The 19,929-nt window shown below is 57.9% G+C and carries 8 protein-coding genes; 7 read left to right on the top strand and 1 reads right to left on the bottom strand.

What is annotated here, in order from left to right; translation table 11 throughout:
- Positions 1-4: 4 nt before the first annotated feature.
- Complete coding sequence (locus tag P6U25_RS35835; RefSeq protein WP_407152763.1) at positions 5-928, bottom strand: cupin-like domain-containing protein; 924 nt, start codon at positions 926-928, stop codon at positions 5-7.
- Positions 929-1,192: 264 nt separating this feature from the next.
- On the opposite strand from P6U25_RS35835, the gene P6U25_RS35830 reads away from it, so the two are divergent.
- The 7 genes from P6U25_RS35830 to P6U25_RS35800 all read left to right on the top strand — a co-directional run bounded on the left by P6U25_RS35830 (position 1,193) and on the right by P6U25_RS35800 (position 19,920).
- Positions 1,193-2,281 (top strand): glycosyltransferase family 4 protein, encoded by a 1,089-nt coding sequence (locus P6U25_RS35830; protein ID WP_407152762.1) that lies wholly within the window; start codon positions 1,193-1,195, stop codon positions 2,279-2,281.
- 183 nt (positions 2,282-2,464) lie between these two features.
- Complete coding sequence (locus tag P6U25_RS35825; RefSeq protein WP_407152761.1) at positions 2,465-3,778, top strand: nucleotide sugar dehydrogenase; 1,314 nt, start codon at positions 2,465-2,467, stop codon at positions 3,776-3,778.
- A complete protein-coding gene (locus P6U25_RS35820) occupies positions 3,762-5,078 on the top strand; it encodes a glycosyltransferase family 4 protein (protein WP_407152760.1) in 1,317 nt (438 codons plus the stop codon). Before P6U25_RS35825 ends, P6U25_RS35820 begins: the two co-directional genes overlap by 17 nt.
- Positions 5,079-5,083: 5 nt before the next feature.
- Positions 5,084-5,800: a serine O-acetyltransferase gene (locus tag P6U25_RS35815; protein ID WP_407152759.1), complete on the top strand. Its 717-nt coding sequence runs from the start codon at positions 5,084-5,086 to the stop codon at positions 5,798-5,800.
- 176 nt (positions 5,801-5,976) lie between these two features.
- A complete protein-coding gene (locus P6U25_RS35810; protein ID WP_407152758.1) occupies positions 5,977-7,917 on the top strand; it encodes an amino acid adenylation domain-containing protein in 1,941 nt (646 codons plus the stop codon).
- Positions 7,914-16,019: an amino acid adenylation domain-containing protein gene (locus tag P6U25_RS35805; protein WP_407152757.1), complete on the top strand. Its 8,106-nt coding sequence runs from the start codon at positions 7,914-7,916 to the stop codon at positions 16,017-16,019. Before P6U25_RS35810 ends, P6U25_RS35805 begins: the two co-directional genes overlap by 4 nt.
- A 7-nt stretch (positions 16,020-16,026) precedes the next feature.
- A complete protein-coding gene (locus P6U25_RS35800) occupies positions 16,027-19,920 on the top strand; it encodes an alpha/beta fold hydrolase (protein ID WP_407152756.1) in 3,894 nt (1,297 codons plus the stop codon).
- Positions 19,921-19,929: the final 9 nt, after the last annotated feature.

Below are 19,929 nucleotides of genomic sequence, written 5' to 3'. Positions count from 1 at the left end.
TCATTCAGGCGTTTTCTGCCCGGGCGTAGACAGCATTCTCCTCGCCGACCCGCCGTCCAGTGGCACGATAGACCGCGCGCGTGGCCGCCCGGGCCGCACGCGCGCCGAAGTACAGACCGTTGTTGAACACGCCCTTGCCCTGGGCGGAAGGAATATCGAGGCCCAACTCTGACAGCCGTCCGCGGATCTTGTGGATCAAGCTATCGCGGCGAGTACTATCGGTATAGTACGTGAAGCTTACCGTAATTGAGGGTTCGTCGCCGACCTCAACCAGGTGCGGACTTGTGGACGGCATGTAAGCTCCCTGCCCCGGACCAACCTTGAAGCAGTGTGCGAGTTTCCGAAACTCCTCCCGCCAAGTGATCAGGCTTCGGTCGTGTCGCGAGTGAAATCGGTCGCGTGCTCGATCGCTGACCACCCGCACATCGTCGGGCTCCCAAACGTAGATCGTTTTCTGTCCCTTGATCTGAAGGATGAAATTGTGCTCCTTGTCGACGTGGAAAGGAGTGACGGTTTTCGGCGAGCTGACAAAGATCCAGCCGCCGCGATAGCTCATCCCGGGATCCTTCAACTCGACGTTAGGTTGGACGCTATCTAGCACCTCGTCCACCAGCTCGCGGTAAATCGGATCGGTCTGCACGTTCAGCAGGGACATCCACGCCTGCGCCGCCGCGATATGTTCCATCGTTCGCACCAAAGGCTGCTTCACGGGATGCAAATCAGGCGCGTTGCTGAAGGAGGTCCCGGCCTCTGCGGCATTTGTATGCGCCCTGATGCGGCCTTTGCTCTCCAAGCGCTTAGCCAGTTCGACCAATTCCTCTATCTGAAGCCTCGGATGATCTGAAATCCTATGAGTCACGGGCATGACCGCCCAAGGATCGAAATGAGCCCAATCTAGTTCAATGAGAGAGGCAGGGTTCGACAGCATCGCGCCGCTCCAAAATTTAGATTATAGCTAAAGTATATCAGTTCGGATTATATCGAAGTACATCAAAACCGCCAGGATGAGGCACATTTGCTCTTGAGATTAACGGCGCCGTGGGCCGGGTAGACCTTTCCCCGGCCACAGCTCCGGATCGTATGGATTAACCGTCAGCCATTCTCCGTTATTTTGCGGGCATCAATTTCGTGGCACTACAGATATCCTAAACTGACCAATATCAGAGCCTTTTCGATTTGGCAGGCATTGTAAATGACAAAAACACGGCCGTTTCGAATTTTGATTGCGACTCCATTCGGTGAACATCAAAGGGGCGGGATCGATCGCCTGACCGACCTCATCGTTGAAGATGTCCGCGCCAGCCATGGGGACCTTATGATTTCCCGGCTGGTCACCAGGGGGCCTGGAGCATTATTGGCCTCGCCCGTCGTATTTGCGCAGGCATTATCGGCACTCTGGACCGCCAAGCGCAGTGGCCACGTCGATCTCCTGCACATTAACGTCGCTGCGGGAGGGAGCGCCGTCCGAAAGGCCATTCTTGCGCGCTTTGCCCAAGCACTTGGAATTCCGTACATCGTTCATCTTCATGGATCCCGATTTCAACAATTCTGGCCGTCTGCAGGACCGCGCACGCGTAGATGGGTCGACCGCATGTTTGCCGAGAGCTCGGCCGTGATCGTGTTGGGAAATGTCTGGTCCGAACTGGTTCGCGCTCATGTCCCAGGCATCGAGGACAAGATCGTTGTACTTCCCAACGCAACGGCGCCAGCGTGCATTGGTCACGAGCCGGCTCCAGATGGACGCGCCAGAATCTCCTTCCTCGGGGAGCTCGGTCAACGTAAGGGTACCCCCCAACTGATAGAAGCATTGGGACTTCTCGCCGATCGTCAGGACTGGACAGCCACGATAGCCGGAAACGGACAGATCGAAGAAACCAAGGCCCGAGCCGAACAGCTTGGCATCATCGACCGCGTGAAGGTGCCAGGCTGGCTGGACGCGGCGGCAACCAACGATGTGCTGCGGAGCTCGGACATATTTGTCCTGCCGTCCTTCGCCGAGAATTTGCCAATGTCCATTCTCGAGGCGTTTGCCTTCGGTCTTGCCGTCGTTGCTACGCCTGTTGGCGCAGTCTCCGATGTAGTCCGCGACGGCTCAAACGGTCTGCTTGTGCCGACCGGGAACGTGGATGCACTCTCGTCCGCCCTTCGCAGGCTGATAGCCGATCGATCACTCCGGACCGCGCTCGGCGCCGCGGCCAAAGTTGACCACGCAACCAAATATGAAATCGGAACCTACACGACCCGCCTGACCGAAATCTGGAAGAAAGCCGCTGGCCTTTGAACAAGGCGGCTAGGGGCAAGCGCGGCCCGCACCGCCGGCGCCGGCCGCCATTAAATGTTTGCCCAGTTAATCATTTTTATGTAATTATATGGATCGACCTCGTTTAAACGCAGTACACTCTTCAAAGCAACAATTCCGATCCATTAGTTCCATCCTTTTCCTTTTTACAGTGATATTAAAAGCATGAGAGTTAGTGTTTTTGGGCTAGGCTACGTCGGCGCAGTCACCTCCGGCTGTCTCAGCTCGTTCGGTCATTCGGTAGTCGGCGTAGACCCAGCCGACACCAAAGTTGCCCTTATCAATCAAGGTAAAGCCCCGGTGATCGAAAAGGGGCTGGACCAGACAATCTCCGAGGCCGTTGCAAGGGGGGCTTTGCGAGCAACGAATGATGCTCGTGATGCTGTACTCGCCACCGACCTATCACTTATCTGTGTCGGCACGCCCAGCAAACGAAACGGCGACCTGGATACCACCGCGCTCAACCAGGTTTGCACCGAGATCGGCACCTCGCTGCGTGAGAAACAATCACATCATTCAGTCATCGTGCGATCCACTGTATTGCCGGGCACGATACGAAATGTGGTCATCCCGACACTCGAGAAAGCCAGCGGCAAGAAGGCCGGCGTCGATTTCGGCGTCGGATCGAATCCCGAATTTCTGCGTGAAGGCACGGCGCTGGACGACTTTATCGCGCCCCCCAAGACCGTGCTTGGTGTTGAGGACGAACGGACGGCCGCCAATCTGGAAGCCCTCTACGGCGCCATCGAAGCCCCACTAATCCGCACCTCGATCGAGGTTGCTGAGATGATCAAGTATTCTGATAACGTGTGGCACGCCGTGAAAGTCGCCTTTGCCAATGAGATCGGGGTGCTCTGCAAGAGTCTCACTATCGATAGTCATGAGGTGATGGATATCTTCTGCAGAGATTCCAAGCTCAACTTGTCAAGTTACTATCTGAAGCCTGGTTTCTCGTTCGGCGGATCGTGTCTGCCGAAGGACGTGCGCGCGCTCACCCACAAAGCTCGCTCGCTCGATCTTGATCTTCCGCTCCTTGGATCAATTCTGCCATCCAACGAGAAGCAGACCAGCCGCGGCTTCGAAATGATTGCTCAGCTAGGGAAGCGGCCCGTGAGCATCCTGGGCATGAGCTTCAAGGCAGGAACGGACGACCTGCGCGAAAGTCCCATACTCGAAATAGTCGAACGGCTGATCGGAAAGGGTTATGACGTTCGCATCTATGATCGAAACATCAATCTGTCCAAGCTTGTCGGAGCAAACAAAGACTATCTGCTGCGAATGATTCCGCACGTATCGTCGCTGCTAGTCGAATCGCTCGACGAGGCTCTTTCACACGGGGAGATCGTCGTCATCGGCAATGCGGATCCTGAGTTTCGCGCGATCGCCGATCGCGTTCTGCCGACCCAGTACGTGGTTGACCTCGTGCGTATCAAAGACCACCGACGGTTGAATGGAAACTACAATGGCATCAGCTGGTAAAGCGACGCTTCCGAAGCGGATCCTGATCATTGTCGAGAACCTTCCGGTGCCCTTCGATCGCCGGGTCTGGAATGAAGCCACGACCTTAGTCAATGCTGGATATGAGGTCAGCGTCATCTGCCCCGTTGGACACGGCGCATCCGCCCGTCGTGAAGTTATCGACGGCGTGCATATCTATCGACATCCGGTCATCGAAGCCCGCAACATGTACTTCTATTTTGTGGAGTACGCAGTTGCACTGTTCTGGGAGTTTCTGCTGGCTTGGCGGGTACTCTTCGAGCGGGGATTTGACACCATTCATGCGTGTAATCCTCCCGACCTCATCTTCCTAGTGGGCGGTTTCTTCAAAATATTCCTGGGAAAGAAGTTTGTCTTCGACCATCACGACATCAATCCGGAGCTGTTTGAGGCGAAATTCGGCAAGCGAAATCTGCTCTATCGAGTTGTCACCGCACTTGAGCGCCTAACGTTTGCGATCTCGGATATTTCCATCGCGACCAACAATTCGTATCGCAGCATTGCTATCGAGCGGGGCCGCATGGATCCGGCACGCGTTTTCGTCGTACGATCTGGCCCGAACCTGGAACGGCTCCGAATTGTCGCTCCGACTCCCTCGCTAAGGAAGGGTCGCACCTTCTGCGTTGGCTATGTCGGAGTGCTTGGAGCGCAGGAGGGCATTGACTATCTGCTCGCGGCGGCTCGTCACATCGTTTACGATCTCAAGCGCAACGACGTGCAGTTTTGCATAGCCGGCGGCGGCCCTGAGCTGGAGCGGCTCAAGGCACTTGCCGTTGAACTTGGCGTCGACGACTACGTGACGTTTGCGGGACGAGTTCCCGATGAGCAACTTCTCCGTATTCTGAATACCGCCGACGTCTGCGTGAACTCGGATGAATTCAATCCGATGAACGACAAGTCGACCATGAACAAGATCATGGAATACATGGCTCTCGCCAAACCGATCGTCCAATTTGACCTTACTGAGGGTCGGTATACGGCGCAGGAGGCGTCGCTTTACGCGAGGCCAAACGATCCAGTCGACTTTGCCAGCAAGATCCTCGACTTGCTCGGCGACCCCGAGCGCCGCCGGCGCTTGGGCGAATTCGGACGGGATCGTGTGATCAACCAGCTCGCCTGGCCACACGAAGCTCCGAAGCTGCTCAAGGCATACGCAGCTCTATTCGACCAAACTCTAGTTGCCAAGACCCGGTCACCGAAGTTGAGCGTGGCAAGCGGGTCGGACGTTCTGACCAGTAACGTGGTCAGGCGGCTTTTGACCCCTCTTGTATCCCGGAAATAATGCTGATGGGTTCATTCTGGACCAACATCAAGGCAGACGCATATCGCATCAAGGGCAGACCAGCATCGATCAGCTCGATCTTGGTGCTGGGGGCCCTTAACCGAAGCTTCCGACCTATCCTGACGCTACGGCTCTGTCAGGCGACCGCCGGCTCGAGGCCTCTACTTAACCTGATCGCGCGGCTATTCCACCGTTTCGCCCAAGCCAAGGCTGGGATCGATATGCCATCCGTCCTACGCGCTGGTCCCGGGCTAACTATCGTGCACGGATGGGGCCTTGTCGTAAACAGGGACGCCATCCTCGGTTCGAATGTAACGCTGTTCAACGGGGTTGTTATCGGACGCAAAGACAAGATCACAGCCGAGGGTCGCGAGACCCACTACCCCGTGATCGGCGACGATGTATGGCTCGGACCACAGGCGATCATTGTCGGCGGTATCGAAATTGGAGACGGCGCGATCATCGGTCCAGGCAGTGTGGTCACCAAGAGCGTTCCGCCACATTGCGTTGTCGGAGGAAACCCGGCTCGCATTTTGAAGTCAGGAGCACTCCCTGATGTGATGAACCGAGCGCCAATGGAGGGACAAGACCCGCAAACGATAGCGATTTCATCAGGCATGGCGCAGGACAATGTCAAAGCGCGCTGGCAGGGTACCGGAGCCACAACTGAGGGTTTAATCATTTCGGATTGTCGACTATACTCAGACAGGGAGGGAATTTAGAGCACCATCCCTGTTCGATTAACCAACGAGGCGATACAGAACGTCATAGTCAGCAATTTGGCTGACCTCTAGGTTTCCGACGATTATACTGCACCCGGTTTAATTGTTATTTTTTGATTGTTGGCTTGGCTCTCCTTCGCGCCTTTGACGGTGACCGGCCGAGGTGAAAAATACAAATGGCAGGCTCAGAGCTCAATTTGTCGGCTCACCGGATGGACCCACAAAGGTCATCCCTTCTCCCATCAGAGACGCTAAGCCGGTCCTTTGAACGGCAGGCAGAAGCGACGCCGGACGGCATTGCGATCCAGTTCGGGTGTGAACGGCTCACGTATCGCGAACTCGACGAACGCTCAAACCGGCTCGCCCGGCTTCTCCGCCAGTCAGACCTGCATCCAGACGCACTGGTGGCCATATGTTTCGAGAGATCTTTCGACCTGATCATATCGATGATCGCAACGCTTAAGGCTGGTGCTGCTTATCTACCGATTGATCCGTCATATCCGACCGATCGGATCACGATGATTCTCGAGGACGCGAAACCGTCCGTCATTTTGACGCAGGAAGCCTTTGCCTCCAAGCTGTTGAGCCGCGATGAAGTGCGATCGGTTATCTGCGTGGACCGAGATCGCGACGTCGTCGCGCTGCAGGATGCAAGCCCACTCGGTGACATCGCTTCGCCGGACAACCTTGCTTACGTCATCTACACATCGGGCTCAACGGGCCGGCCAAAGGGTGTGATGGTGACACACCGAAACGCAAGTCGCCTTTTTACGTCGACAGCCGATTGGTACGATTTCGGCTCAAGCGACGTCTGGACCCTGTTCCACTCATCGGCTTTCGACTTCTCTGTCTGGGAAATTTGGGGATGTCTCCTTACCGGGGGACGCCTCGTATGCGTGCCTTATTGGGTTGCTCGTTCTCCGGCCGATTTCTACCGGCTCCTCGTCGAGCAGCAGGTCACGGTGTTGAATCAGACGCCGGCTGCATTCTATCAACTCATCCAAGTTGAAGAGGCTGGTACGGTTGGACAGTTGTCGCTTCGTTACGTCATATTTGGCGGAGAGGCACTCAACTTTGCGGCACTACGCCCGTGGTTCGCACGACATGGTGATCGCAAGCCGCAACTGATCAACATGTACGGGATCACCGAGACGACCGTCCACGTGACCTATCGACCGGTGACAAGCGCGGATTCCCGCGTAGAGACCAGGAGCTTAATCGGCACTCCAATTCCGGATCTGCGGCTCTATCTGCTGGATTCCGAACTCCTCCCTGTCGCGAAGGGTGAGATAGGAGAGATCTACGTCGGAGGGGCGGGAGTCGCGCGCGGCTATCTCAATCGGTCGCAACTTACCGCTGAGCGCTTTCTCTCCGACCCGTTCGCAGAGGGATCACGAAGCCTGATGTACAAGTCGGGAGACCTGGCACGTCTCACCGAGACAGGCGATCTCGAATATCTTGGCCGTGGCGATACTCAGGTAAAAATCCGGGGCTTTCGTATCGAACTTGGAGAGATCGAGGCGACACTCACGGATCACGCTGACGTGCAGCAAGCGGTCGTCGTCGCGCGGAAGGGCGCATTCGGCGAGCCGAAACTGTTAGCCTACTTTGTTCCGAAACCGTCACGATCTCCGGCGCCGCAGAGCCTGCGCGACTTTCTCGCGACACGTCTTCCCGAGCACATGGTACCCTACGCTTACGAGGAGCTCGGCGCATTCCCGTTGACGATAAACGGGAAGATCGATCGCGACGCCTTGCCAGCGCCTCGGGAGACGGTTCGCGACGGGCGCGAACTCGCGTCAACCCCAATGGAGGCTGCCGTTACCGAGATCTGGCGCCAGCTCCTCGGCGTCAGAGACATCGGGGTGGCCGACAATTTCTTCGACCTTGGTGGCGACTCTCTGCTTCTCGGCGCCATGCACAGCGAGCTCCGCAACAGATTGAGGGTCGATGTGCCAATCACCGTTCTGTTCGAGTTCACCACGATTCGCGCTCTTGCCCGCCGGCTAAGCGATACTCTCTCGATCGCCTCATTCGATGAGGCCAAGCAGAGAGCGCAAAAACAACGCGCAGCCTTCGCCCGCCAGCACGAACAGCGCCGGAAGGATAGACCGTGAGCGATTTGGACGCGGAGAGTCACACTCTTGACGGTGTCGCCATCATCGGCATGGCAGGGCGATTTCCCGGTGCGCGCAGCGTCTCTGAGTTTTGGCAAAATCAGCTCGACGGAATCGAGTCTATTTCACAATTCGACGTCAGTGAACTCGAGGCCAGGGACCAGAAAGCCGGGACCGGTGCGTCAGGCTATGTGAGAGCTCGATCGGTGATCGACGATGTCGATCTGTTTGATGCGGAGTTCTTCGGGATCTATCCCCGCGAAGCTGAACTGATGGATCCCCAGCAGCGGCTATTTCTCGAATGCTGCTGGGAGGCCATAGAGGATGCCGGTTATGTTCCGGATACCTATCCGGGCTTGATCGGCGTTTTCGCGGGTTCCAGTCTTTCATCGTATTTTCTGTCGCGGCTGTGCACGACGCCTGGTTTCATAGAACGGTTTACTTCGGGCTATCAGATTTCGAACTACACCGAGATGATTGGAAACAGCCTGGATTTCCTATCCACGCGCGTTTCCTATAAGCTCAATCTGCGCGGCCCAAGCTTCACAATGCTATCGGCGTGTTCGACGTCGCTGTTATCCGTAACGCAGGCATGCCAATCACTGCTGACCTACCAGAGCGATATGGCCCTCGCCGGTGGCGTTTCGATTACTCTGCCTCAGCGACGAGGTTATCCCTATCAGGATGGGGGTATGGCGTCGCCGGACGGACACTGCAGAGCGTTTGATGCCGATGCGCAGGGTACGGTGTTCGGCAGCGGGGTAGGCGTCGTATTGCTCAAGCGTCTGGACGACGCGATCCGAGACGGCGACCAAATCTATTCCGTAATTCGCGGCTTTGCCGCCAACAACGATGGATCGGCGAAGGTCGGCTATACAGCGCCCAGCGTCGACGGCCAAGCAAGCGTCATTGCTATGGCCCACGAGGCTGCCGGAATTGATCCGGCGACAATCGGATACATCGAAGCCCACGGAACTGGAACCCCCCTGGGCGATCCAATTGAGCTCGCCGGTTTGACGAAGGCATTTCGTGCGAGTACCTCTCGCGAGCAGTTTTGTACGATCGGTACTGCCAAAACCAACGTTGGGCACCTCGACATCGCGGCGGGTGTCACCGGCCTGATTAATGCTTCGCACATTGTCCGGCACGGTGTGTTTCCTCCCACACTGCATTTCAAGCGTCCCAATCCCAAGCTCAACCTTGAGAGCAGCCCGTTTCGGATCGTAACCCAGCGGTCTGAGTGGAAATCCGACGGAGACCCCCGCCGCGCTGGCGTCAGCGCGTTCGGCGTCGGCGGAACGAATGCACATATCGTCCTGGAGCAACCTCCCGAGCGCCAACGCGAGCCGTCCACCAAGCCGAATAATCTGCTTGTCCTGTCGGCGAAGTCGCCGACGGCCCTTGAGCGTGCGACGGACAACCTTGTCGAGCATTTGCGTTGCCATCCAGAGCTCGACTTGTCCGACGTCGCCTGGACGCTCCAGACTGGACGACGGGCATTCGCTTACCGTCGAGCCGTGGTCGCTGGCTCGACCAGCGAGGCAATACCCGCGTTGTCGACGCGCGACCGCAAACGGCTGCAAACGCGCTCTGCGCCCGGCGATCCCCCAACGATCTACTTCATGTTTCCAGGGCAGGGGTCCCAGCATGCCAACATGGCACGCGAGATCTACGAGGTAGAACCGGTCTTTCGTCAGACGGTCGATCAGTGCGCCGAGCTACTGCAGGAACACCTTGGCCTGGACCTTCGCGATCTCCTCTATCCGCCCGCAGATGCGAGCGAAGCCGCCAAGCGATCCGTTACGGACACGATTATCGCCCAACCGGCCATCTTCACGGTTGAATACGCACTCGCCCAACTTTGGATGAGTTGGGGCATTCGGCCGACGGCGATGGTCGGCCACAGTGTGGGTGAGTTTGTGGCGGCGTGTCTTGCGGGTGTGATTTCACTCGAGGATGCGCTGAGGTTGGTCGCGCTGCGAGGTCGGCTAATGCAAGCGCTTCCTGCCGGCGGCATGCTTTCAGTCCGCCTTCCGGAAAGCGAAATCAGCAAACTGATCCCGGCATCTTTGTCGCTTGCCGCCGTCAACTCACCCTCTCTTTGCGTGGTGGCCGGTCCGAATGAAGCGCTTGAACAGTTTGAGCGACAGCTTGGCAACGGCATTGCCTGTCGACGGCTGAAAACGTCGCATGCGTTCCATTCCGCGATGATGGATCCTCTTGTCGATCCACTTACTGACGCTTTCGCCAAGACGAAGCTCCTTCCGCCTAACATTCCGTATGTCTCGGGCGTAACCGGGACCTGGATAACAACGGCGGAGGCCACCGATCCCCGCTACTGGGCCCGCCACGCACGCGATTCCGTCCAGTTCTCCAAGGCAGTCCAGGAGTTGCGGAAAGCGCCTGGGGCCGTCCTCCTGGAGGTAGGGCCCGGCAACGCTCTTGCCATGCTGGCGCGGCAACACTCCGACCGCTCCGCAGACCAGACGGTCGTCTCATCGCTTTCCGACGGCTTTTCCGGTGAGGGTGATCGCGACGCACTTTTGACCGCCCTTGGCGCCCTGTGGGTCGGCGGCGTCCAACCAAACTGGACGGCCCTCCATGATGGGCTGCATCCCCTGCGCGTTTCCCTGCCGACCTATCCCTTTGAACGTCAGCGTCATTGGCTTGAGCGCATTCCAGCAACGAATGACGGACCTGCGTCCAAGCCTGATGGCTCGGCGAACGGCATCGACAGCGACGTTCAGTCAACTCCGAAAATGGAAGCCGTAACCATGGCGCCCAATGTGACTTCCCAGCCTCAGACCAGTCCAGCGGTCGCGCGGGCGGCCAGACTCCGGACTGCTCTCATCGAGATGTTCCTCAACTTGTCCGGCATCGATGTCGCCTCGGCGGAAGACGGAACAACGTTCCTCGAACTCGGCTTTGACTCCCTGTTTCTGACCCAGGTTGCACAGGCTGTTCAGGAGCAATTCGACGTCAAGATCACGTTCCGGCAGCTACTCAACGAGGTTTCGAGCCTTGCCGCTCTAACTCAGTATGTCGACAGCAACCTTGCTCCACACCTCTACGCGGAGCCGGCGGCATTGGAGCCGTCCACCAAGGATACGCTGCCCGTATCCACGGCCGGAGCTCCCGCGACCATCTCGGCTGCCTCATCCGCGCTCGCCGCGCCGACCGTTTCCGCGCTAGTTGCCGACACTGCTCTCGAGCGCGTGATGCGTGACCAGCTTCAGGCCATGAACCAACTGTTTGCCAGACAGCTCGAGACGCTCCAAGCCGGAGTAGCCAGGTCCTCCAGCCCGATCGCCTCCAGCGCCACGGACGTTGCGCCAGCGGTCGCTCGGCAATCAGTCGATACCAGACCCGTTCCGGAGCTCCCGCCCACCGAAGCGAGCAAGCCGCACGGCCCCTATAAGCCGCCTCAAGTCGGCACGTCTCAAGAGCTGACCGAGCAGCAGACCACGCATCTGAAATTGCTGATCGATCGCGTTACGCAACGTACGGCCAAATCGAAGAGCTTCACCCAACGATATCGGGACGTGCTTGCGGATCCCCGCGTCGTCTCCGGCTTCCGTCCACAATGGAAAGAGATGGTCTATTCGATCGTCACCGACCGTTCGAAAGGGTCCCGGCTATGGGACATCGATGGCAACGAGTACGTCGACCTCGTCAATGGCTTCGGCCCAATCATGCTCGGACATCGTCCGGACTTTGTGGAACGCGCGATCGAAGAGCAACTCCACGCCGGATTTGAAACCGGACCGCAAAGCCCACTCGCCGGTGAAGTTGCGCACCTGTTTTGCGAGATGACCGGCAATGACCGCATGGCATTCTGCAACACTGGCTCCGAGGCCGTTCTCGCGGCCATCCGCGTGGCCCGCACAGTCACCGGCCGAACCAAGGTCGTCATGTTCGGCGGCGACTATCATGGCCTATTCGACGAGGTCCTCGCCAAGGGTTTTAAAGATAGGACCGGTGACCCACAATCCGCTCCGATAGCGCCGGGCATTCCGCGGCAAAGCGTATCCAACATGATCGTGCTCGATTATGGCGCTGATGATTCGCTCGAATGGATCCGACAGAACGCTGGCGATCTGGCGGCCGTGCTCGTCGAACCTGTTCAAAGCCGCCATCCCGCACTGCAACCCATAGATTTCCTCAAGGCTCTTCGCGAGATCACAGCGGCGGCCGGCACGGCGTTGATCTTCGACGAGGTTGTCACAGGCTTTCGTGTTCATCCGGGTGGCTGCCAGGCCTTGTTCGGAATCCGAGCTGATCTTGCGACCTATGGCAAAGTCATCGCCGGCGGCATGCCGGTCGGCATTCTCGCAGGCGGCCGGCGCTTCATGGATGCCCTTGATGGCGGTGCGTGGCAGTTCGGAGACGACTCCTATCCCGAAACGGGCGTCACCTTCTTTGCGGGTACGTTTGTACGCCATCCGCTCGCTCTCGCAGCGATGCGAGCCGTCTTGCTACATTTCAAGGAGGAGGGTCCCGCACTCCAAGAGCGTCTGACTCGTCGAACGGCTGCGCTCGTCCATCGGCTCAACGATGTGTTGCAGGAGCAGAACGTCCCGACCCGCATCGAAGCATTCGGCAGCTTCTTCTACTTCGGCTTCCCAACGTCGGAACGCCTTGCGAGCCTCTTCTACTTCTACATCCGCGACAAGGGCGTCCACATTCGGGAGGGCTTTCCGTGCTTCCTCACGACCTCCCACAGCGAGGCCGATCTCGACATCATCGTCCGCGCGTTTCGGGACAGCGCAATCGAGATGCGACGAGGTGGCTTCTTCTCGGAGCCGGCCGGCGCACTCCCGCCTGTGCAGCTTGTGGAGCGCACGGCCGAGACGGGTTCTCGTATCCCAGACCCGATTCCGCTAACTGAAGCACAACGCGAGATATTCCTTGCCGCCGTTCTCGGCAGCGAGGCTTCTTGTGCGTTCAATGAATCATTTGGCATTCGCCTGCAAGGTGCGCTCCGGATTGCTGACCTTCGCGAGGCGGTGAATCAGGTGATCACCCGACATGAAGCCCTTCGCTCTACCATAGATGCCGAGGGCCGCTTCATGCATGTCATGCCGGCGCTTTCGCTGGACATCCCGGTTCGCGATCTGTCGTCCCTTCCGCCAGACGCACGTGACGCCGAATATAAACGCGTTCTGGCTGCAGACGCTTGCCAGGCCTTCGATCTCGTCCGCGGTCCGCTCATTCGAGCGGAGATCGTACGGCTTGATACAGCTCACCACCAATTGAACGTCACATCTCACCATCTTGTTTGCGACGGATGGTCGGCCAACCTAATCGTCGACGAGATCGCAACTCTCTATTCGGCGAAGGTCGGCGGCACACATCCCGAAATGAACGAACCAGTCCCATTCAGCAAGTATGCGAACGCGCAGGCTGGCATTTCCGGCACGAATGCGAGCGTTGAAGCGTACTGGCTGGGCCGATTCCGCGATCTGCCAGCTCCGCTCGAGTTACCGACTGATCGCCCGCGACCTTCCGTCAAGACCCACGCGGGCGCGACCACGCGGTACCACATCGATGCCGAGTACTATCGCAAGATCAAGCAGATGGGTGCGAGGCACGGTTGCACGCTGTTCGCCACGCTCCTCGCAGGCTTCTATGTGCTCCTGCACCGCCTCAGTAACCAAAGTGACATTGTTGTTGGCGTCCCAACCGCGGGGCAGAGCGCCCTCGACGAAAGCAATCTCGTCGGTCACTGCGTCAACTTCCTTCCCCTCCGCACCACGATCGAGAGCAGCATGCCGTTTGACGCGGCCTTGAGCCAAGCCAAACGTGTCCTGCTCGATGCATATGAACACCAGACATACACGTATGGTACTCTGGTACGGAAGCTCGGCGTTACCCGTGACCCCGCTCGGTTACCGCTGATGGAAGTTCAATTCAACCTCGAGCGTCTCGGTACGGGTACGCGTTTCGCAGAGCTCGATATGGCAGTCGAGCCAAATCCAAAAGCGTCGGTGATCCTCGACCTGTTCTTTAACGTCATCGAATCCGATACAGGATTGACGATCGATTGCGATTACAATGTCGATTTGTTCGATGAGGCCACGGTATCGCTGTGGATGCGGTACTATGAAACACTCCTCCTCGACGCCGTATCGGCTCCGGAGAAGGCAGTATCCGATCTGTCGATCATGACCGATGAGCAACGCTCGTCTCTCATCGCCACGCTCAATCCAGCCCCGGTCGCTATCCCACCGTCTCGCTCGATCGTTGATCTGTTTGAGCAACGAGCCGCCCAGAGCCCGCAGGCAATCGCGGTACAATTCGCCGACGAGCGCGTCACGTATCGGACACTCAACGCGCGCGCCAACCAGCTAGCCCGACACTTGCAGCGGGTCGGCGTGACGCCGGCATCGATGGTCGCGACGAGCTTTGAGCGTTCAATCGACATGATCGTGGCGATGCTGGCTGTCCTGAAGGCGGGGGCGGCCTACGTCCCGCTGGACTCCTCGTATCCACTGGAACGATTGACAATGCTGATGCAGGACGCGAAGCCAAAGGTCCTGCTGACACATAAAGCACTCGCGGACAGCCTGCCAAAGGACGGCGCGACGCTTGTCCGTCTCGATGCGGACTGGTCGAACATCAGCCGTGAAGACGCAAGCAATTTGCCCGCGCTCGCCACTCCTCAAAGCCATGCTTACGTTATCTACACGTCCGGGTCTACGGGCAACCCGAAAGGCGTTCTCGTCAGTCATCATAATGTCGTCAGACTGCTCAAATCGACGGAGCAGTGGTTCGGCTTCGGCGAAACGGATGTATGGACCTTATTCCACTCGTCGTCATTCGATTTTTCGGTATGGGAGATCTGGGGCTGCCTCCTGACCGGTGGGCGACTTGTCATTGTCCCGTACCTTGTCACCCGGTCGCCACAGGAATTCTACAATCTCTTATCCGACGAACGCGTAACCGTCCTCAATCAGACTCCGGCGGCATTCTATCAACTGATCCAGGTCGAGGAGTCGGGCGAGACCAAGCCATTATCTCTTCGGTATGTGATCTTCGGCGGCGAAGCCTTGAATTTTGCCAGTCTACGCCCGTGGTTAGGGCGCCATGGGGATCGACGCCCGCAGCTCATAAACATGTACGGAATCACCGAAACAACCGTGCACGTTACTTACCGTCTATTGAACGCAGACGACATCGCCAGCGAAGGTCGCAGCTTGATCGGAACTCCCATTCCCGATCTGCGGCTCTACGTCCTCGATGCAAACCGTCGTCTCGTACCGCCCGGGGTGACCGGCGAGATCTATGTCGGCGGGGCAGGGGTTGCGAGTGGTTATCTGAACAAGCCAGACCTGACTGCAGAGCGCTTCATCGCTGACCCGTTCGCCGGCACGCCCGATGCGCGTATGTATAAGTCCGGTGATCTTGCCCGCGTGCTTGCTACAGGTGACGTTGAGTATCTCGGCCGGGCCGATTCACAAATCAAGATTCGGGGCTTCCGCATTGAGCCGGGCGAGATCGAAGCAGCCATGGTCGAGCATCCGGCCATTGAGCACGCGGTCGCCACCGTCCGCAGAGATGACGCGGGCGATCCTCGGCTAGTTGGCTACTTTGTCGCAAGGTCAGGGATCACAATCGCTCCCTCGGAAGTGCGGCAGCTTCTCCAGAGCAAACTGCCCGCGCACATGGTTCCGCACGCTTGCGTTGCCATCGATTCCGTGCCTTTGACCATAAACGGAAAGGTTGACCAGCGCAGACTGCCGGCGCCGGCTTTCGGTCAAGCCGTTCAATCCAGAGAATACGTGCCACCGACGACTCCGCACGAGCAGGCGCTTGCAACGATCGTCTGCGAAATATTGAAGCTGCCAAAGATCGGAGTGACCGACAATCTATTCGAGCTGGGGGCCGATTCGCTCCACGTGTTTCAAATCACGTCACGAGCCGCCAAGGTGGGCCTGCCGATAATGCCGAAGCTCGTGCTTCAACAACGAACGATCCGCGGCATCTTGGCCGAACTGAAGCAAGACCAGACCGCCGCTCAATCACAGACCATCACACCGGTTGAACGGAGCATGTATCGGGTTAAGCGGGAGGTGACTCGCAGCAGAAAAGCGCAGGACTGACCATCAAATGATCGCATTGAGCCCCATGCAAGGAGGTCGGACACCGGGCACACAAGCAAGGTCCGATGACGACGTGCTAGCATTTCCAATCTCCCCTGCGCAAAAGCGCATCTGGCTCGCGCACGACGATCAGCCGGCCTACAACGCGTCTTTCCGATGGGCTCTGACAGGGAGGTTGGATCTTCCTGTCCTACAACGATGCTTCAATGACATTGTCGCTCGCCATGAGGCGTTGCGCGCAACGTTCGCGCGCATCGATGGGGAGCTCCATCAGCTCATATCGTCATCGTTGCGACTACTGATCCCGGTCACCGATCTAAGTAGTCTGCCAACTTCCGACAGGGACACGGAGGTCGAGCGGATGTGCCTTGCCGAGGCGACGCGGCCATTCAACCTCGAAAAGGGCCCCCTCATTAGGGTCGGCCTACTGCACATCGCCGAAGAGCAGTATGTCCTTATGCTTACCTTACATCACATTATCTGTGATGGATGGTCCATAGGCGTCATCATGCGCGAGCTGCGGACGCTTTATTCGGCTCTGTCCGAGGGCAAGCCCCCAACCCTGGCTCCGCTACCGATCCAATTTCCCGACTACGTCATTTGGAGCGCCGAGCGCGCGCGGAGCAGCCGCGAGCAGGAATTGGCGTATTGGACGTCAAAGCTCCAGGGGTACCGCCCGTTCCGGTTACAGCCGGACAGACAGGTCTCGGGCAATCGCACCAACGATGGCGCGATCGTGTCGCGTCTCTTGCCGAAAGACTTGACGGACGCCGTAAGGGCCTTCAGCGAGCGCTACTCCGGCACGATGTTCAGCACTACGTTGGCAGCTTGCGTTGCCGTCCTGCACCGGCATTCAAAGGCGACAGACATTGCAGTCTGGACGCCACTCGCGGGCCGCAATTTGGCAGAGCTCGAGGGACTAATCGGACTGCTCGTCAACCAGGTTGCGATCAGGCTAGATGCCTCAGGAGATCCACGCTTTGCAGAACTGGCTGCGCGAGCCCGTGACAACGTGTGGGAACTCCTCGCCCATCAGGACCTTCCCTTCGAGACCGTCGTTGAAGCACTCGATGAGGACGACAAGCCGCCAGAGGGACCTTTCTGTTTTGTGAATTTCGTCTGTCAGCGAGCCTTCGGTGGCGCAGTGCATTCGGAGTTTGACTTTCCGAGCGTCCGGGTTCGGCCCATACCATCAATATCACCAGGTGCACTCTATGACCTCAATTTCTTTCTCGTAGAGCGCGAAGACGGCTGGCGTTTGTCGCTCGAATACAACACCAACCTTTACACTCCGGCCACCGCTGCTCGGCTGGTCGACGACTTCGATCACACCCTCCGTGCCGTTGTTTCAAACCACGATATACGGTTGTCCGGGCTGCCCGGTCCAACCAATGATGAGGCTCCGACACTCGGCTCGGGGTCTAGCAATAGTGTTCTTGGACCCGTCGCTCCCTCGCTCCCCATTGAAGATGATCCGGATATCTGCACGCTTCCGGCCAGCGTCAGCCAGCTTCGATTCTGGCGCCTATCAAGATTGAGACCGGATAGCTCTGCCTTTAACATGCCGGCCTCGATCCGAATTGGCGGCTCTCTCTCGGTCCCACTCCTCCAGGAAAGCCTAAATATCCTCGCTGCGCGGCATGAGATCCTTCGCACGACCTTCAATGAATCCTCAGGAGAACTGCTCCAGGTCATCTCAAGTCATGAGACCTTCCCGCTGCAGCATTCGGACCTTCAGAACGCATCCGAGCTGGACGATTTCAATCTTGACAACGTGCTGCGCGACGAAGCCCACGTTCCATTTGATCTTGAGCGCGGGCCACTGGCCAGGGCTAGGTTGTTCCGTCTCGGGCCGCAGGATCACGTGCTGATTGTTACGCTCCATCACATCATCTCCGACGGTTGGTCGCAAAGCATACTTCAACGCGAGCTTTGGGCTTCGTACGAGGCACTTGCCGAGAGGCGAGAGCCGGACCTCCTGCCAATGGCCATCCAGTACGCGGATTTCGCGGTCTGGCAGAATGATTGGTTGACCTCGCAGGAAGCCGTTCAACATCTTGCTTATTGGATGAAGTCGCTTGCGGGACCGCTTCCCGTGCTGGACTTTCCGACCGATCATATTCCTGGCCAGCGGCCAGACGTGCGTGGCGCCGTTGAGCGCGTGCAATTGCCCGATCAGCTAATACAGCGATTGAAGAGCCGCGGCCGGTCGGCGAACGTCACGATGTATATGCTGACGCTCGCGGCTTTTGCCGTACTGCTCGAGCGCTACACGTCTCAGCATGATTTGACGATAGGGTCACCGAGTGCAAATCGCAACTCGCAGACGGAGCCGGTGATCGGCCCATTTTCCGGACCGATTGCCCTCCGGCTCAACCTCGCCGACGATCCCACTTTGAACGAGGTTCTCAAGCAAGCCGGTCAAGTGACCATGGACGCGCTCGACCACGCCGTGTACCCCTTTGAGAGCATGATGGAGCGGCTCAAGATGCGGTCGGTTCGTGGCCGCAATCCTCTTTTTCAGTTCTACTTCCTTTATCAAACAGCGTTTCTTCAACACCGCGAAGCAGCAGGACTGGCAATTGCGCCAATTCCTACGGTGAGCGTCGGCAATCCTTTCGAGCTGCAGCTTGCGATCATTGAACGCGGCCACGACGTATGGCTGAACCTGGAATATGATCGCGGCTTGTTCGAACCTGGTTCGGTGCTCAACATCTTATCTTACTATACGCACATTCTTGAACAGATCGCAGCCGATCCAGAGCAACGGATTTCAGCGTTGCGGTTACCACCTGGCGCCAGAGACTCCGCTAGATCTGTGTCAGAAGAGATTCGGCCGCGCGATTTCTTGGCACCGCGAAATGCTGTCGAGACGCAGTTGGCTACGATCTGGGAAGCACTTTTCGATCTACCACAAGTCGGCATTCGCGATGACTTCTTCGAGCTGGGCGGCCACTCGCTTCTCGCGGCATCATTGATCTCCAGGATCGAGACGGAATTCGGCACTAAGATCGATCTTTCCCTCCTATTGGTCGACCGCACGATTGAACAACTCGCCGAAGCCATCATGGGTGTCGACGGGAGCCGGCGCTCATCGCTGATCCCTCTTCGCGCATCGGGAACCAAGACCCCCCTGTTCTGTGTGCACGGTGGCGGTGGTCACGTGCTTGGATATGAAGAACTGGCGAAGGCGCTGCCTAGCGATCAGCCGGTATACGGCTTAGCATCGCCCGAGCTTGACGGTGTTCAACGAGCCATGACCGTTGCCGAACTCGCCCGCTTTTACAACAGCGAAATCCGCCGCATTCAGCCCCAAGGGCCATACCAACTCTGCGGTTACTCCTTTGGCGGCTATGTCGCGCTCGAAATGGCAGCGCAACTCATCGCGCAGGGGGAGGATGTCCCAGTCCTTGTGATGTTGGACACGGGCAACTCCGGGTACTATCGACATCTGCCCTTTAACCAGTGGACACGGTTTTGGAGCGTGCGGATCGCTGATCGGATTTGGCGCTACTACCGGCGGCTGGCAGACCATAAGATCGACGTCGCCCTTTCCAGTGCGTTCTTCTTTGTCCGAAAGAATGTGCGCTTAAGGCTGTGGACGCTTGCTCAACGGGTATTTCGCGTTGCCAACCGTCCGATGCCAGTGCAACTGAGGGACAACTTAACGATGTTCAAGGCCACGGCACGGTCATATGAGCCGCGGCCTCTCCAGGCTCGAATCATTCTATTCCGGGTCGACGGGCGGGATCCTGAGTATAGCCTCAATGAGTCACTTGGCTGGGAGCTTGTTGCCCAGAAGGGTGTCGACGTTCATCACGTACCGGGCGATCACCTGTCGTTCATGCGTCAACCCATTGTTGGAAGGGTTGCCGAGCAACTGCAGCCTTATCTGACATGAGGCTGCCCT

Origin of the sequence: Bradyrhizobium sp. ORS 86 (assembly GCF_045571475.1) — a bacterium.
Classification (GTDB): Bacteria; Pseudomonadota; Alphaproteobacteria; order Rhizobiales; family Xanthobacteraceae; genus Bradyrhizobium.
The sequence above is the reverse complement of the archived record's forward strand: the minus strand, read 5'-3'. Positions and strand labels throughout refer to the sequence as shown.